This is a genomic window from Duganella dendranthematis (assembly GCF_012849375.1).
In the GTDB taxonomy this organism is placed as follows: domain Bacteria; phylum Pseudomonadota; class Gammaproteobacteria; order Burkholderiales; family Burkholderiaceae_D; genus Rugamonas; species Rugamonas dendranthematis.
Genome location: NZ_CP051684.1, coordinates 4,549,926 through 4,564,269, shown reverse-complemented (window position 1 = coordinate 4,564,269; position 14,344 = coordinate 4,549,926). Strand labels below are relative to the sequence as shown.

General features: G+C 63.8%; 14 protein-coding genes. All 14 read right to left on the bottom strand.

Translation table 11 applies throughout. The features are described 5' to 3' along the window. Positions 1-4: 4 nt before the first annotated feature. Entirely contained in the window at positions 5-547 is a 543-nt protein-coding gene (locus HH213_RS20920) for an LOG family protein (RefSeq protein ID WP_110848586.1), read from the bottom strand. Continuing rightward, positions 540-1,328, bottom strand: a complete 789-nt coding sequence (locus HH213_RS20915) for a tetratricopeptide repeat protein (protein WP_110848587.1) — start codon at positions 1,326-1,328, stop codon at positions 540-542. Before HH213_RS20915 ends, HH213_RS20920 begins: the two co-directional genes overlap by 8 nt. Positions 1,329-1,344: 16 nt before the next feature. Further along, positions 1,345-2,010, bottom strand: coding sequence for a TetR/AcrR family transcriptional regulator (locus HH213_RS20910; RefSeq protein WP_110848588.1), 666 nt, complete (start codon positions 2,008-2,010; stop codon positions 1,345-1,347). 109 nt (positions 2,011-2,119) lie between these two features. Continuing rightward, entirely contained in the window at positions 2,120-2,485 is a 366-nt protein-coding gene (locus tag HH213_RS20905; RefSeq protein ID WP_169113507.1) for a phasin family protein, read from the bottom strand. 64 nt (positions 2,486-2,549) lie between these two features. Continuing rightward, positions 2,550-3,323, bottom strand: a complete 774-nt coding sequence (locus HH213_RS20900) for a substrate-binding periplasmic protein (protein WP_229263089.1) — start codon at positions 3,321-3,323, stop codon at positions 2,550-2,552. A gap of 43 nt (positions 3,324-3,366) precedes the next feature. Further along, positions 3,367-4,359, bottom strand: a complete 993-nt coding sequence (locus HH213_RS20895; RefSeq protein WP_229263088.1) for a DUF1444 domain-containing protein — start codon at positions 4,357-4,359, stop codon at positions 3,367-3,369. Then, on the bottom strand, positions 4,356-4,535 hold the full coding sequence (locus HH213_RS30225) for a hypothetical protein (protein WP_229263087.1): 180 nt from the start codon (positions 4,533-4,535) through the stop codon (positions 4,356-4,358). The genes HH213_RS20895 and HH213_RS30225 overlap by 4 nt, the downstream gene beginning before the upstream one ends. Before the next feature lie 62 nt (positions 4,536-4,597). After that, the gene (locus HH213_RS20890) at positions 4,598-8,260 is read right to left on the bottom strand and encodes an EAL domain-containing protein (RefSeq protein ID WP_169113506.1); all 3,663 of its coding nucleotides are present in this window, start codon (positions 8,258-8,260) and stop codon (positions 4,598-4,600) included. 19 nt (positions 8,261-8,279) lie between these two features. Continuing rightward, positions 8,280-9,803, bottom strand: coding sequence for a PAS domain-containing sensor histidine kinase (locus HH213_RS20885; RefSeq protein ID WP_308494503.1), 1,524 nt, complete (start codon positions 9,801-9,803; stop codon positions 8,280-8,282). A gap of 33 nt (positions 9,804-9,836) precedes the next feature. After that, a complete protein-coding gene (locus HH213_RS20880; RefSeq protein WP_169113505.1) occupies positions 9,837-10,793 on the bottom strand; it encodes an esterase/lipase family protein in 957 nt (318 codons plus the stop codon). Positions 10,794-10,811: 18 nt separating this feature from the next. After that, positions 10,812-12,431: a GMC family oxidoreductase gene (locus HH213_RS20875; RefSeq protein WP_169113504.1), complete on the bottom strand. Its 1,620-nt coding sequence runs from the start codon at positions 12,429-12,431 to the stop codon at positions 10,812-10,814. Next, positions 12,428-12,955 carry a hypothetical protein gene (locus HH213_RS20870; RefSeq protein ID WP_110848594.1) on the bottom strand — a complete coding sequence of 176 codons (528 nt, stop codon included), beginning with the start codon at positions 12,953-12,955 and terminating at the stop codon, positions 12,428-12,430. The genes HH213_RS20875 and HH213_RS20870 overlap by 4 nt, the downstream gene beginning before the upstream one ends. Before the next feature lie 61 nt (positions 12,956-13,016). Further along, complete coding sequence (locus tag HH213_RS20865; protein ID WP_169113503.1) at positions 13,017-13,463, bottom strand: acyl-CoA thioesterase; 447 nt, start codon at positions 13,461-13,463, stop codon at positions 13,017-13,019. Next, on the bottom strand, positions 13,463-14,257 hold the full coding sequence (locus tag HH213_RS20860) for an RNA methyltransferase (protein WP_169113502.1): 795 nt from the start codon (positions 14,255-14,257) through the stop codon (positions 13,463-13,465). The genes HH213_RS20865 and HH213_RS20860 overlap by 1 nt, the downstream gene beginning before the upstream one ends. Positions 14,258-14,344 lie beyond the last annotated feature (87 nt).

Below are 14,344 nucleotides of genomic sequence, written 5' to 3'. Positions count from 1 at the left end.
GCGGTCAGATGCTCGTCAGGCGGCTGAGCAGCGCTTCCGGTTCGCTTTCGACATTCATCAGCGCCACGTGCTGCGGGCGGATAAAGCCCTGCTCGCCGGCGTGGCGGATGAAATCGTTGAGGCTGTCGTAGAAGCCGTCCACATTCAGCAGTCCGATCGGCTTGGCGTGAATGCCGAGCTGCGACCAGGTCAGCATCTCGAACAGCTCTTCCAGCGTGCCCATGCCGCCCGGCATGGCGATGAAGCCGTCGGCCAGCTGTGCCATCATGGCCTTGCGCTCATGCATGTCCTTGACGATGAACTGGCGCGTCAGGCCGGTGTGGCCCACTTCGCGTTCGACCAGCGCAGTCGGAATCACGCCGGTGACTTCACCACCCAGACGCAGCACTTCGTCAGCGATAATACCCATCAGGCCGACATTGCCACCGCCGTAGACCAGCGACAGGTTGCGCGCCACCAGCGCCTGGCCTAGCGCTCGCGCCGCCTCGGCGTATTGGGGAGTGATGCCGGCATTGGCGCCGCAGTACACGCAAATATTTTTAACCACTAAACTTTTCCTCTTCCAGTTCTTTTTGCGCCGCGTCCTGATCCAGCCGCTCGGTGGCGTCGCGCACGTTGCAGCAGGCGGCCTGCTTGTATAAATCCATGGCTTGCGCCTGTTTGCTTTTCTTGTCCAGCATCAGCAGCGCGCGCGCATACTGGATGCGGGCAATGGCCGAGTCGGGATTAAGCTGCATACCCAGTTCAAACTGGCGATACGCTTCATCTTTCTTGACGCCGTAGCTCAGACCGGCCAGCACCGCACCGACCTTGTCCAGGATCTCGGTGTGGTACACGCCCAGTGCGACGTGCGCATCGGCGCGCTGCGGTTCCAGCTTGATGGCGATTTCCAGACTGCGCTTGATTTTAGTGCCCAGGCCGCGCGACAGCGCCTTCACCACCGAGATGCCTTGCGCATACTGGCCCAGCGCATACGCATGCCAGTAGTAGCCGGCCGGATTGCCCGGCTGCTCCAGCTGCTGCCGCTCGCAGCGCTCGGCCACGCATTCGAATGTGGCCAAGCGGCGCTTGTCGTTCGGTTCCAGATAATTGGCGTACATGCAGATCGCCTTGTGCGCCACCGCATAGCCGTTGACGCCCACATCCAGCCCCAGCCGCGCGGCGCGCTCGAACTCGCCGGCGTGGAAGGCGATCCAGGCTTGCACCAGCGACGGGTGCGTGGGAAACGCTTCGCGGTCGCCGCCATGCAGCTGCGGCCAGGCCGCCTGCAGGGTCTCCGGCGTGTAACGAAACGCCGGATCAGGGTACGGAAAAGCGGTCCACGCCATCAAAGCCTCCTTCGGCTCACTTGAGTTTCTTCAGGTATTCTTCGGACAATTTCTGGAACAGCAGCGCCGTCTCATTGCGCAAATACGGGCCGATCTGCGACAGCACCTGGTAGCACCCACGCGCCAGCGCGTCGGCCATCGATTGCTGTTCGCTGTATTTACGCGGATTGCGCACGTACTCGTAGGATAACCAATAAGTCGCCACCACCACCATATTCGTCGCCATGGCATCGATGGCGTTGTCGGAGGCTTCCAGCGACTTCTCGCTGCGCAGGTCTTCGCACAGCTGCTTGGCGACCTTGATCTTGTGCGCCAGGATCTGCTTGAAATGCAGCTCGAGCTTGCGGTTGCGCGACAGCAGGTCGTTGAGGTCGCGGTAGAAAAAGCGGTAACGCCAGATCAGCTCGAACATCAGGTGCAGATACAGCCAGACGTCCTCGATATTGGACCGGCGGCCGTTGGGCACGGTCAGGATGCGTTCAATCTCGGCTTCAAACTGGACGAAGATCGAGTTGACGATGTCGTCCTTGTTACGAAAATGGTAGTACAGGTTCCCCGGCGAGATATTCATCTCTTCGGCGATCACGGTGGTGGTGATGTTGGGCTCGCCGAACTCGTTAAACAAGCGCAAGGACAGCTCAAGGATGCGTTCGCGGGTGCGGCGGGGGGCTTTTTGTAGCATAGCAAGGAACCTCTGTTTATTCTCGCGCAAGCATAACACCGATGCACGTCACAGAGGAACACCAGCGCTTGCTTTTACGCGCACATAGCAGCCAGATGCCGCCAGTTAGCTATTTCGCTTTCTTAGCAGCAGGCTTTTTAGCCGCCGTCTTCTTTGCGGCCGGCTTTTTGGCGGCGGATTTATCGGCCTTCGGCGTCGCTTTCTTAGCAGCTGTTGGTTGCTCGCCGAGCGCCGCCAGCTGCGTACTCAGCTGGTCGATGCGCAGATGCAGCGCGTCGACTTCCTGGCGGCTCGGCACGCCGATCGAGCTCAGCGCGCGCAGCACGCGCTCCTCGAACAGCTGCATCGAGAAGAACTTGCCCTCCTCCTCCTGCGCCTTGGCGAAGGCAGCCAGGCCGGCCTGCCAGATTTCCTGTGACGACATGCGTACCGCGTCCGCCAACTGGTCGTCGTTCTTTTTCAACTTCTTAGCCATTTCCATCCCGTGATTGCTGTGTGCTGGTATTTTATTCTATGCCAGCAGGACTAGAGCATAGTTACTAATGGCTCTGTGCGGCATCGGCCGGCAACTGGTGCGCGGGCAGCCATTTGCGGTAGATTTTCAGGAAGCTGCCGTCGCGCTTCATCTCGCCCAGCGCGTTGTCCCAAGCCTGCACGGTGGCCGCTGGCGTGCCATTGGAAAAGGCAAAATAGACCTGCATCGGGTCCAGCCGGAACGCCACCTCGACATCACTCGGCTGATAGCCGGCGCGCCGCAGCGCATCGTCGTACAGTTCCTCGCCGTCGAACCACAGGTCGAAGCGCTGGTTCATCAGCATCTTGGCGGCGGTCACGGAAGTGTTGGTCTGATCCACCACGTTGTAACCTTGCGCCACGGGCAGGCTGACGAACACGCTGCCGCGCCGCGCGCCAGCGCGCAACTTGTGCAGATCGGTGTGGTCACGCTGCCACTCGGCAGCCTTGCCTTTGAGCGCGAACGCTGTCACCCAGGTATTGAACAGCGGGCCGACAAAGTGCATGGTCTGCTCGCGCTCGCGAGTGCGCACGATGGACAGCAGCAGCACGCCAGGTTCGGTCAGCGCCACCGTGTTGGCCCGCGCCCACGGCACAATCTCAATCGGATCGCGCTGCCCAAGCCGCTGCTGGATCGCAGCCGCCAGTTCGACCACGAAGCCATCGGCCTGGCCGTGATTCAGGAAGCTGACCGGGGCACTGTCCATGCCGTAGATTTTCAGCGGCGCAGCCGCCGCCACGCCGGCCAGAAGCCAGCTCAGGACGCAAACGAGACGTATCAGGTTCAAGTTCAGGTTCATGCACCATGGTAACCTAAGTTTCGATCCTGAAGGTTGCTTGGTGTCAGCTGCCCAGATCGGTGACGATCAGGCGGTCGAGCAGTTCACGGCTGGGAAAACTTTGCAGCCGGTAGCGCGCCGGATAGCCCGGTACGCTGTGGTGCAACTCCTTGACGTGCGCGCGCAGTTCGGTCCAGTCCACCACCCGCATGTCCGGCTCGCCGCTTTCCTCGTGGTAGCGCACCAGCGCCACCTTGTCGACTTCCGGCAGCAAGGTATCGACCTGGTCGGTCCAGACGCCGTAGCTGTGGATGCGACCGGTCGCTTCCGATTGCACCAGCGTGTAGCTGGCGACGAACAGGTCCAGACTGGCTTTGTCGTTCAGCTTGTCCAGCATCTGCTTCTGCGACTGGTAATCCTCCAGCAGGAACAGCTTTTTCAGTTCGGCCGCCTGTTGCGCCACCTGCGCGTCGGCGGGCAGGTACTCGACCGGTTTGCCATTCTCAAAGCAGTACATCAGTGCCGACACCTGGCGGCCCTCTTCCTCGGCCATCATGCGCGCCAGCGCCAGCATGCCGAGCAACGCTGCCGGCTGGTTGGCGGACGCCACCAGCAGCTTGTGCCGCGACGGCGCCATGACCACCGGCTCGCCGCCCAGTTCCATGCGATAGAACAGATCGGCAAACAGCAGGCGCGAGCTTTCGTAGGCATCGTTCCAGCCGCCGAGGAAAATGCCGGGCGCCACCTGTTCGAAGTTGGACACCGTCATGTCGCGCAGATTATCGATGGCCACCGTCAGCGCCTCGTCGAACGACACGCCCCACTCGATCAGCGTGTCGCCGGTCAGCGTCTGGATCGAATGCGCGCTATCGCAGGCCAGCATGATCACGCTGTCGCTGCTGAACGGTGCATAGGCGTCGATCAGCGGCTTGACGCTGGTGTCCGATAACGTCCCCGGCATCAGCCGCAGATATTCCAGCGTGCCGCGCCCGCGTATCACGGGCCGCAGGCTGGCGCGCGCTGCGGCGAAGCTGGCCGGCAGCGGCGGCGCCATCATACCCGGACGAAATTCGCCAGCGCCTGGGCGCGCTCCTTGCGCGGTGCGGCGCAATACGCGCGGTAGCCGTTGTCCAGGTTGATGATTTGCGCGCCGTCGCCGGTGCCCAGCAGCCGGCATTCATCGGCGTCGTAGCGCAGTTGGGAGGGATTAGCCGCATCGGCAAAGGCTTGCATGGCCCGTTGCGCGAATTGTTCTATGGTAGGGGTGGAACGGAAGAAATCTAAAAATCCCAACGCTACTCCTTGACGGTTTCCGTATCGGCTGTTGAACCGATCGCGGCCAGCGGCCCATGTGCCTGCGCATGCAGGCGGAAGCCTTCACGGATATTCTCGCGCAGCACCGCGCCCTTCCACGGCTTGGTGTAGAAGCGGTCGATTGCGCCGTGGTTGATGGCGGCCATGATCGGCGTCAGGTCGGCGTAGGCCGACAGCATGATCCGGAAGGTGTCCGGACACAGGTTCTTGACCCGTTCCATGAACTCGGTGCCGCTCATCAGCGGCATGCACTGGTCGCACAGGATCACCTGCACCCGGTGCCGCGCCAGGATGTCGAAGCCTTCGGCGGCGGTCTGCGCGGTCAGGATGCGGTAGCCGTCCTGCGACAGGAAATCGGTCAGCACATCCAGCATGAAGGCGTCGTCGTCCACGATCAGCAAGGTCTGCTGGTCGACGATCTGCGCATCGCTGGGCGCCTGCAGGCGGCGGCCTTCGCGCAGCATCGCCTCGAACTCCTCTTCCGGCAGCGGCCGGCTGAAATAATAGCCCTGCATTTCGTCGCAGTTGTGGCGGTGCAGGTAGGCCAGCTGCGCCTCCTTCTCCACTCCCTCGGCGATCACGTTCAGCTTCAGGCTGTGCGCCATGTTGATGATGGCCAGCACAATCGCCGCGTCGTCCGGATTGCTGGTGACTTCGCGCACGAAAGCGATGTCGATCTTCAGCTTGTCGATCGGGAAGCGCTTCAGATAGGCCAGCGATGAGTAGCCAGTGCCGAAGTCATCGATGGAAATCTGGATCCCCAGCGCCTTCAGGTTTTGCAGCACGCTGATGGTTTCCTCGGCGTTGGACATCAGCGAACTTTCGGTCAGCTCCAGCTCCAGCAGCTCCGGCGCGATATCGTGTTCGCGAATCGCCTTCAGCACCTCTTCTTCCAGCCCACCGACGAAGAACTGGATGCCGGACACGTTGACCGACAAGTGCACCGCGCCGGCGCCGGTGTTTTGCCATTCGGCGATCTTGCGGCAGGCCTCGTTGATCACCCAGCTGCCGACCCGCACGATCAGCCCGGTCTCTTCCAGCAGCGGGATGAACAGCGCCGGCGACACCATGCCGTGGCCCGGCCGTTTCCAGCGGATCAGCACCTCGGCGCCGCTGATGCGGCCGCTGCCGATGTGCACCTTGGGCTGGAAGTGCAGCACGAACTCCTGGTTGTCGATAGCGCGCCGTAGTGCGTTTTCCAGCTCCAGCCGCGCCAGTGACTGCGCGTTCATTTCGGCGGTGAAGAAGCGGAAAGCGTCGCGCCCGGCTTCCTTGGCGCGGTACATGGCAGTATCGGCGTACTGGATCAGCGTATCGGGCTCGAGGCTGTCGTCCGGGTAGACGGCGATGCCGATACTGGCCGTGACGGTGGCCTCGTGGCCTTTGAGGTCGAACGGCTTGCGCAGCGTTTCGCGGATCTTGTCGACCACGGCGATGGCGTTCTGCGCGCCTTCCGGCAGCATCAGGATGGCGGCGAACTCGTCGCCGCCGAAGCGGCCGATGGTGTCGCGCACGCGCAGACAGTCCACCAGCCGGCTGGAGAACTGCCGCAGCAGCTCGTCGCCAATGGTGTGCCCCAGCGTGTCGTTGACGTTCTTGAAGCGGTCGACATCGAGGAACAATACCGCCAGCGACCATTTGTGCTCGGCCGCCTGGCGCAGCGAATGCACCAGCGAATCGTAGAACTGGCTACGGTTGGGCAAGCCGGTCAGCGTGTCGAAGTGCGCCAGCTTGAGCAGGCGCTGCTCGGCCTCCTTGCGCTCGGTGATGTCGCGCGCCACCGCCACCAGGATCCAGCTGCTGCCCGAACGCAGCGTGCGGCGCTGCACTTCCACCGCCAGCGGCGCGCCGTCCTTGCATTGCAACAGCAGCTCGGTCATGGCGCCGCTCTGGTCGCCGGCCAGCAGCTTGTCGTACAGTTCTTCCAGCTTGTGCAGGTCGCCTTCCAGTGAGCGGTTGGGACCAACCTTGAGGAAGTCTTCGCGCTCGAAGCCCAGCATGCGGCAGGCGGTGGCGTTGACGTCGACAAAGCACATGCCGGCGCGGTCGACCAGGAAGATGGCGTCGGCGGTGGCGTCCATCGCCAGCCGGAAGCGGCGCAGGTCTTCGTCGAGCCGGATGCGGGCGTTCATGTCCAGGGTCAGCTGCGCGTGGTGGCGCTTGATTTCGTCGTACAGCAGCAGGTTTTCGAACGCCACCGCAACTTGCGCCGCGACCGTGGCGGCCACGCGTTCATCGACTTCCGAAAATCCGTCGGCGCCCAGCTTGTCGACCAGGTACAGCCAGCCGTGGGTGCGCTCGCCTGAGGCGATCGGCACGCCGAGGAAAGAATGCACCGGCGGATGGGTCGGCGGCAGGCCGATGGTGGCGGGGTCGCCGTTGAGGTCGTTGATGCGGCACGGCAGGCGCTGGTCCAGCAGGCCGCGCAGCACGCCGGCGCGCGGCGTCTGCGCGATCTGCCGGGTCGGCATGCCGGCGCCGCAGCTGGAGAAATAACTCAGTTCAGTCGAACCCGGCTCCAGCACGCCGATGCAGGCGTATTTCGACACGCAGATGTTTTGCGCCACGCGGCAGCCGATGTCAACCAGCGCCTGCGGATCGCGCTCGGCGCCCAGCTCGATGCCGAGTTCGATCAGCGCGGTCAAGCGCAGGCTCACCGCTTGCAGGCTGGACAGCGACTGCGACAGCCGCTGCGTCATGTGGGTCAGGTTTTCCGGCGTCGAATCGGTGTTATCGGCCGCCATCAAGCTCATCAGCTGGCTGCTGGACTCCAGCTCGTCCAGGTACTCGGCCACCTTGTGATCGATATCATGCAGGCGGCCTTCCTGCGGCGGCTCCGGCGTGAACGACGGCCGCGATTCGGCCGGAGTGATGTTATCGACCATGCCGAGCGCCTCATGCACCGTCGCCAGGATCACTTCCGGATCGGACGGCTTCGGCAGCACCCAGCGCACACCGCACGACTGGGCCACCGCCACCGCCTCGCGTTCACGGTAGGTGGCGGTGTAGAAAATCACCGGCACGTCGGCCGTCTCCGCGTGCTCGTGCATGCGGGTGACGAATTCGTAGCCATCCATATTCGGCATCAGGATGTCGGAGATGACCAGGTCCGGCTTTTCCGCCATCACCATTTTCAAGCCTTCGGCGCCGTTGGCGGCCTCCAGCAACCGATGGCCGCCGTAGCTCAGCAGCGTCATCAGGAATTCACGATTGAGTACGTGATCGTCCACGATCAAGATCGTGGCGGTATCGTTTTTATTACCCGGGGACGACACTACCCCTTGCAAGAAAGACTCGATTTGCGCGACAAACGTGTCCGGCTCGATCGGCTTGCCGATGTAGCCGTCAAAGCCGGCCTCCAGCAGTTTCTCGCGGTCGCCCACCATCGCCAATGCCGTTACCGCCAGCGCCGGGATATGCCGCACCTCGGGGTCGGCTTTCAGCGCCGCCACCACGCCGTAGCCATCCAGCTTGGGCAAGTGCACATCGCAGATGATCAGGTCGGGCCGTTCGCGCCGGGCTGCCGCCACGCCCGCCTCGCCATCGCTGGCCGACAGCGGCTCGTAACCGAAAGCCCGCAGCAAATACACCATCAACTCCATGTTGGTGGCGTTGTCTTCAATGATCAGAATCCGTGCTGACACGTTCGATTCCCTTTCCTCGTTACTCTTCCAATGGCAGCGCCAGCGTAAACACGCTGCCTTTGCCGTATTCGCTGTCAAATAAAATCTCAGCGTGCAGCAGCGCCGCCAGCTTGCGGCTCAGATGCAAGCCCAGCCCGGTGCCCTCGAACTGGCGCAGCGCATTGCCGTCCAACTGCGAGAACGCCTGGAACAGCGTGCTGCGCTGCTCCTCGCCGATGCCGATGCCGGTATCGCTGACGCTGATCGTGGCGCATGGCCGCTGCCCCACCACCGCTCTGGCCAGCCGCACCAGCACCGTGCCGTTGTTGGTGAACTTGATCGCGTTGTGCACCAGGTTCATCAGGATCTGCTGCACCGCCCGGCGGTCGCTGGACACCGTCACGTCGTCCGGCGCCGGATCGAATTCCAGCGCCAGTCCCTTGCTACGCGCCTGCGGCTTGAACGAACTGAGCACTTCATCGATCAGCGCGCGGCACGGCAGCGGTCCCAGTTCCAGCTCGACCCGGCCCGAGTCGATGCGGGTTAGATCCAGCAAGTCATTAATCAGCGACAGCAGGTGGCGGGCACTGCTTTGCACCATCCGCAACTGCTTGCCTTGCTCGTCGTTGATGGGCCCAGGCAACTTCATCAGCATAGTACCTGTAAAACCGATGATCGCGTTCAACGGCGTGCGCAATTCGTGCGACATGCCGGCCAGGAAGCGGTCCTTGGCGGCGATGGCCTTTGCCAGTTCGACATTTTTTTCCTGCAGCTCGACTTCACTTAGTTTACGTTCCGTGATATCGCGGATAGCACTCATCACCAGCGTGCCCTCCTCGGTGCTGATCGGGCTGAGGCTGATCTCGACCGGAAACTCGACGCCATCGCTGCGCAGGCCGTACAGGTCGCGGCCGCTGCCCATGGCCCGCACCTGTGGTTCGCTGGCAAAGCCGGCGCGGTAGTCGATGTGGGCGCCACGGAAGCGCTGCGGCATCAGCGTCTCCAGCACCATGCCGCGCAGCGCGTGGCGCGGATAGCCGAACAGCCGCTCCGCCTGGCCGTTGGCCAGCACGATGCGGCCGGCCGCATTGGCCATGATGATCGCATCCGGCATCGACTCCAGGATGCCGTCGTAGCGCGCCTCGACCAGCTTGGCGTCGCGCAGCACCTTGAGCGCGGTGACGTCTTTCTTGCTCCACAGAAGATAGTCGGGCTGACCACCGACGCCGCGCACCAGCTTGCACGAACTGTCGATGTAGATCAGCGTGCCGTCCTTGGCGCGGCGCACCGATTCATAGCTGGTCACGCCGTCTGCCTGGGCTTGCTGCGACAGGCTGGCGCCCTGCCCGACCAGGGCCGGCGGCACGATCAGCGCATCGAGCTGACAGCCCACCGCTTCGGCGCTGGTGTAACCGAACACGGCCCGCGCGCCGTTGGTCCAGCACACCACTTCGCCGCCGGTGGTGGTGATCACCACGGCGTCGGGAATCTGGTTCAGGATCAGAGCACCGAAATCGACCGCCATCGCCTCGCCTTCCTTGCCACGTGTACACAGATCCACCATACAGGAAGGCGGGCGCAAGATCCTCACACAAAATCACACTGGCGCGGCGGCGGCGATTTCCTGCAACGCGCAGCGCATGATGTCCGGATGCCGTCCCAGCGCCACGTGGCCTATGGCGCCGAATACCAGATTGCGCGCCCCCGGCAGGTCGCTGGAGTCTTGCGGAGCGATAATGTTGTCGTGGACAGAGTAGATGGAACTGAACAACATCCGTTGCGTATTTGCCTCAGATGCGGCCAGCGCGTCCAGCCATGGACTATCGCGCCGCATTTGCAGCGCGTTGCTACCCGGTCCAAACGATGCCAGTGCAGTGCCGTGGTGCGGCGTGCCCAGCGTGATGACGCGCGCCACCGGCGCATCGGCTTGGCGGCGGAAGCAGTCGCGCAAATACGCGCGCGCCACCAGCCCGCCCATGCTGTGCGCCAGGATGATCACTTGCGGACTGCCAGTCTCACGGCGCAGGCGCTCCACCGCCGCTGCCACCTGCGGCACGAAGTCATCGATCGACGCGCCCGGCGGTTCGAGGTCGATGCCGTAATGGCTGATGCGCGCCTGCTTCAGCAGCTTGCTCATCGGTAGCCAGTAACCGCTGTTGCAAGCGTAGCCGTGGATCAGCAGCACCGGCAAGCCTTGCTGCTGATCCGGCGGCTGCAACTGCATGCCGACCGGCCGCAGCATGTAGTACGACGAGGTCAGCATCGAGGAGTTGAATTCATGCCAGAAGAGATTGGCAGCGCTGAACGGATTCAGCGCATGATCGGGCGGCGTAACGCTGCCGGCGCGCCAGCTCAGATAGAAGTTGTTGGCCGAGATCAGCAGCCGCACCAGCAGCACCGCCAGCAGGCCCCACGCCAGGTAAAACAGCGCCGTCGACGGCGCGCTCAGTTGCGCCTCCCATGCCGGGCGCCACCAATAATAGAGGCCGGTGCCCAGCAGCGCCATGCAAGCCACTTGCACCACCAGCAGCAGTATCAGCAGTCGTTTAATCATGACTGCATGATAGCGCGTTCAGGAAGCCGTGGGGCGAACCGCCGGCTGGCCGGTGAGCTGCTGCGCCAGCCCGCTGGCCAGGCGCGCCACGATGCCGTAGATCGACAGCTGCGGATTGGCGCCGATCGAGGTCGGGAACAGCGAGCCATCGTGTACTGACAGATTCGTCAGGCCATGATAGCGTCCACGCGAACTGGTGACACCCAGCCGCTCGTCGTCCGCCATGCCGCAGCCGCCCATCACATGGGCCGACACCACCTTGGTCTGCAACAGCTTGTACGGCAGTGCATTGATGCCGGCCTGCGCCTGGGCCCAGGTGCGATACGCCTCGCCGCGCTCATGCACCGGCGTGACCGATTGCGCACCGGCCGCAAACTGGATCTCGGCCATCGTCAGCAGTGCGCGCCGCGCGCCGTCCCACAGGAAATCGCTGATCGGATAATCGAGCACCGGCGCGCCGTGCACCAGCGCCACGCTGCCGCCCGGCGCGTCGGCGTGGAAGCCATCGCGCAGCAGCGCCAGCAAGGCGTGCACATGCGGGAACTGCCGCATCACGCCCGCATGCTGCGTGCCGAAGCCGGGCATGGTGGTGGCGAACAGCAGCGGATGCAGCGGCGGCGCTTCCAGCTTGTAGCCGACCGGGCCGTCGATGCGCTCGGTGTGCAGGAAGTGGTCAGAATAAACGCTTTGCGGCGCGCCGGCGTAACCGTCCACGCGCTGTTCAAACAGGCCGGCCGAGACCACGGTCGGATGCAGGAAAGTACGCTTGCCCAGCAGGCCATGCGGATCGGGCGCGGTCGAGCGCATCAGCAAGGCCGGCGTGTTGATGGCGCCGCCGGCCAGCACGAAGTGTTTGGCGCGCAGCGTGACGCGGCGGCCGGTGGGGCTGAGGCCGTCGGCCGCCAGCGCCACGCAGCTGAGCTCGGTCACGCGGTCGTTCTTGATCACCAGTTGCTCGGCGCGCGTGCGCGTCAGCAGATGGGCGCCGTGCTGCAAGGCGGACGGAATGGTGGTCACCAGCATCGACTGCTTGGCGTTGGTTGGACAGCCCATGCCGCAGTAGCCGAGGTTCCAGCAACCGTTGACGTTGCGGCGTATCAGCCCGGTCGGAATATTCAGCTTGGCCGCGCCGCGCCGCAGCAGGCCGTTGTTCTCGTTGGGCGGCGTCGGCCAGTCGCTGATGTGCAGACGCTCTTCCATCATGCCGAACCACGGCGCCAGCGTCGCCGGCGTGTAGTCGCCGAGGCCGAAATGCTGGTTCCAGTGCCGCAGCGTGATGTCCGGCGTGCGGAAGCTGCTGGTCCAGTTGATGGTGGTGCTGCCGCCCACCGTGCGGCCTTGCAGGATGGTGATGCCCTTGTCCTTGGTCTTGCGCGCGGCCGACTCCTGGTACAGCGTCGGATAGGCCTCGGCCTCGCGCATCTTGAAATCCCTGGACGACTTCAGCGCGCCTTCTTCCACAATGATGACTTTCAGGCCGGACAGCGCCAGGATCTCGGCCGTCACGCCACCGCCGGCGCCGCTGCCAACGATCACCACGTCGGCTTCCAGCGTCTGGTCGGCTGGCAGTTGCGCGCCGTCGGTGACCTGCCAGCCGGCGGCCAGGCCGGCGGCGATTGGATCGGGAATCACGCTCATGCCAGCAACTCCTTCAGCGGTCCCGGATAGCCGATCGCTTCCCAGGTGGACGGGTCGGCATACCAGGCGCCCATGATCAAGTCGTGCAGCGCGTGATAGCCGACTTGCAGCGTTTGCAGACTGTGCGTGCGCCAGCTGCTGAGAAAGGCCGCCACCTGCTGCGGATCGGCCTGCTCCCAGCCGCCCGCCACGCCGGCAAGCAAGCGCCGCGCCGGGCCCAGCGCCAGCAGGCCGAACAGATCCTGCACTTCTTTTTGGGTGGTCAGCGGCAGGCCGAGCACGGCGTCGCGCACGCGCTGGCTGGCGGCGTTGACGGCCGCCGCGCGCGCTTCGGCCGCGTCCGGCAAAGCCGGTCCCAGCATGGCCGGGATGACCGCGTCCAGCACTGCCTGGGCGGGGCCGTCAAGAGCAAACCGATGCGGGGAACTGGCCGGGTTGGTCAGGCGATAGATGGCGCCGCCGGCTGCGAGGGTGCACGCGCCGGCCACGCCGATCTTCAGAAAAGATCTGCGGGATACTTGCATTGTCTCCGTCCATTTTTATGGTTTTGCGGCTAGTGTAGCGGGCAAAACTAGAGGAAGGCGTCTAGTCCGGCGCGCCGTCGGCGACCACGGCCGGCAGATAGCCGTCGCAGAATTCCTGCGGCATGCGCCGCGCGCGGCCGCTGCTGATCTCGATGCACACCAGTTGCCAGCGTCCGCGCAGCACGGTGGCGCCATCGATGGCGCGCAGCAACTGGAAACGGCGCTCCATATTGAGCTTGCCGTCGGTGCTGTACAGCCAGGTGCCCAGCAACAGCGCTTCGCCGGCGGCAGTGGGCAGGATGTAATCGTATTCGGCGTGGCGGATCGCCATCGCCCGGTCCAGCCGGCGGTAGTCGGCCAGGCTCAGGCCCAGCGCTTCCGAATGGGCCCAGCCGGCCTTCTCGCACCATTGCACGTAGACCGCATTATTGGTGTGGTCCAGCCCGTCGATGTCGGCGGACGACGGCGACAGTTCCAGCGTGTACGGTTGCGGATGATCCCAGTTCATTACTCTCCCTTGCCGTGGCGGCCCGTCATGTGGCGGGCGATGCCGCGCAGGATATTGACCTCTTCCTTCTCCAGCTGGGCGCGGGCGAACAGCCGCTTCAGGCGCGGCATCAGCTTGCGCGGATTGCTGGCGTCGAGGAAACCGATCGTCACCAACGCCTGCTCCAGGTGCGCGTACATACCCTCGATCTGCTCGATGCTGGCAGCCTCGCCGTGAAAGCCCACTTCGCTGGCCTCGCCCGCCGGCAAGCGCGGCGTGTGGGTGACGCCGGCGCCGTCCAGCAGCGCCATCCGGCATTCGTAGGCCAGCACCTGGGCCGCCTGCGACAGATTCAGCGACGAATACTCGGGATTGGCGGGAATGTTAATCAAAACATTACACTTTTCCACCAGCTCGTTCGGCAGGCCGAAGCGCTCATTGCCGAAAATCAGCGCCGCGTGCAGTTCAGGCTGCGCCACCAGCTGGCCGGCGAGTTGACGCGGCGACAATACCGGCGGCGAAAACTCGCGCAAGCGGGCCGACACCGCCGCCGCAAAATTAATCCCCTCCAGCGCCTCGGCGAGGCTGCCCACCACCCGCGCGCTGGCCAGGATATCCTGCGCGCCGCTGGCGAAGGCTACCGCTTCCGGATCGTGCAGCGCATTCTCGAAGCGCGGCGTGACCAGCACCAGATCGCTGTAACCCATGGTTTTCATGGCGCGCGCGACCGCACCGATGTTACCGGCGCGGCTGGTTTCGACCAGAATAAATCGCAGCTGTTTGAAAAGATTGGTGTTGATTTGCGGCAGGTTCATGAAATAGCGGGATCGTTCCGGATCGTTAAACAAGGGTTTGCAGCGGAATACAATTTTAACCTGCGCCGGTGAATACTCCTGCCCATA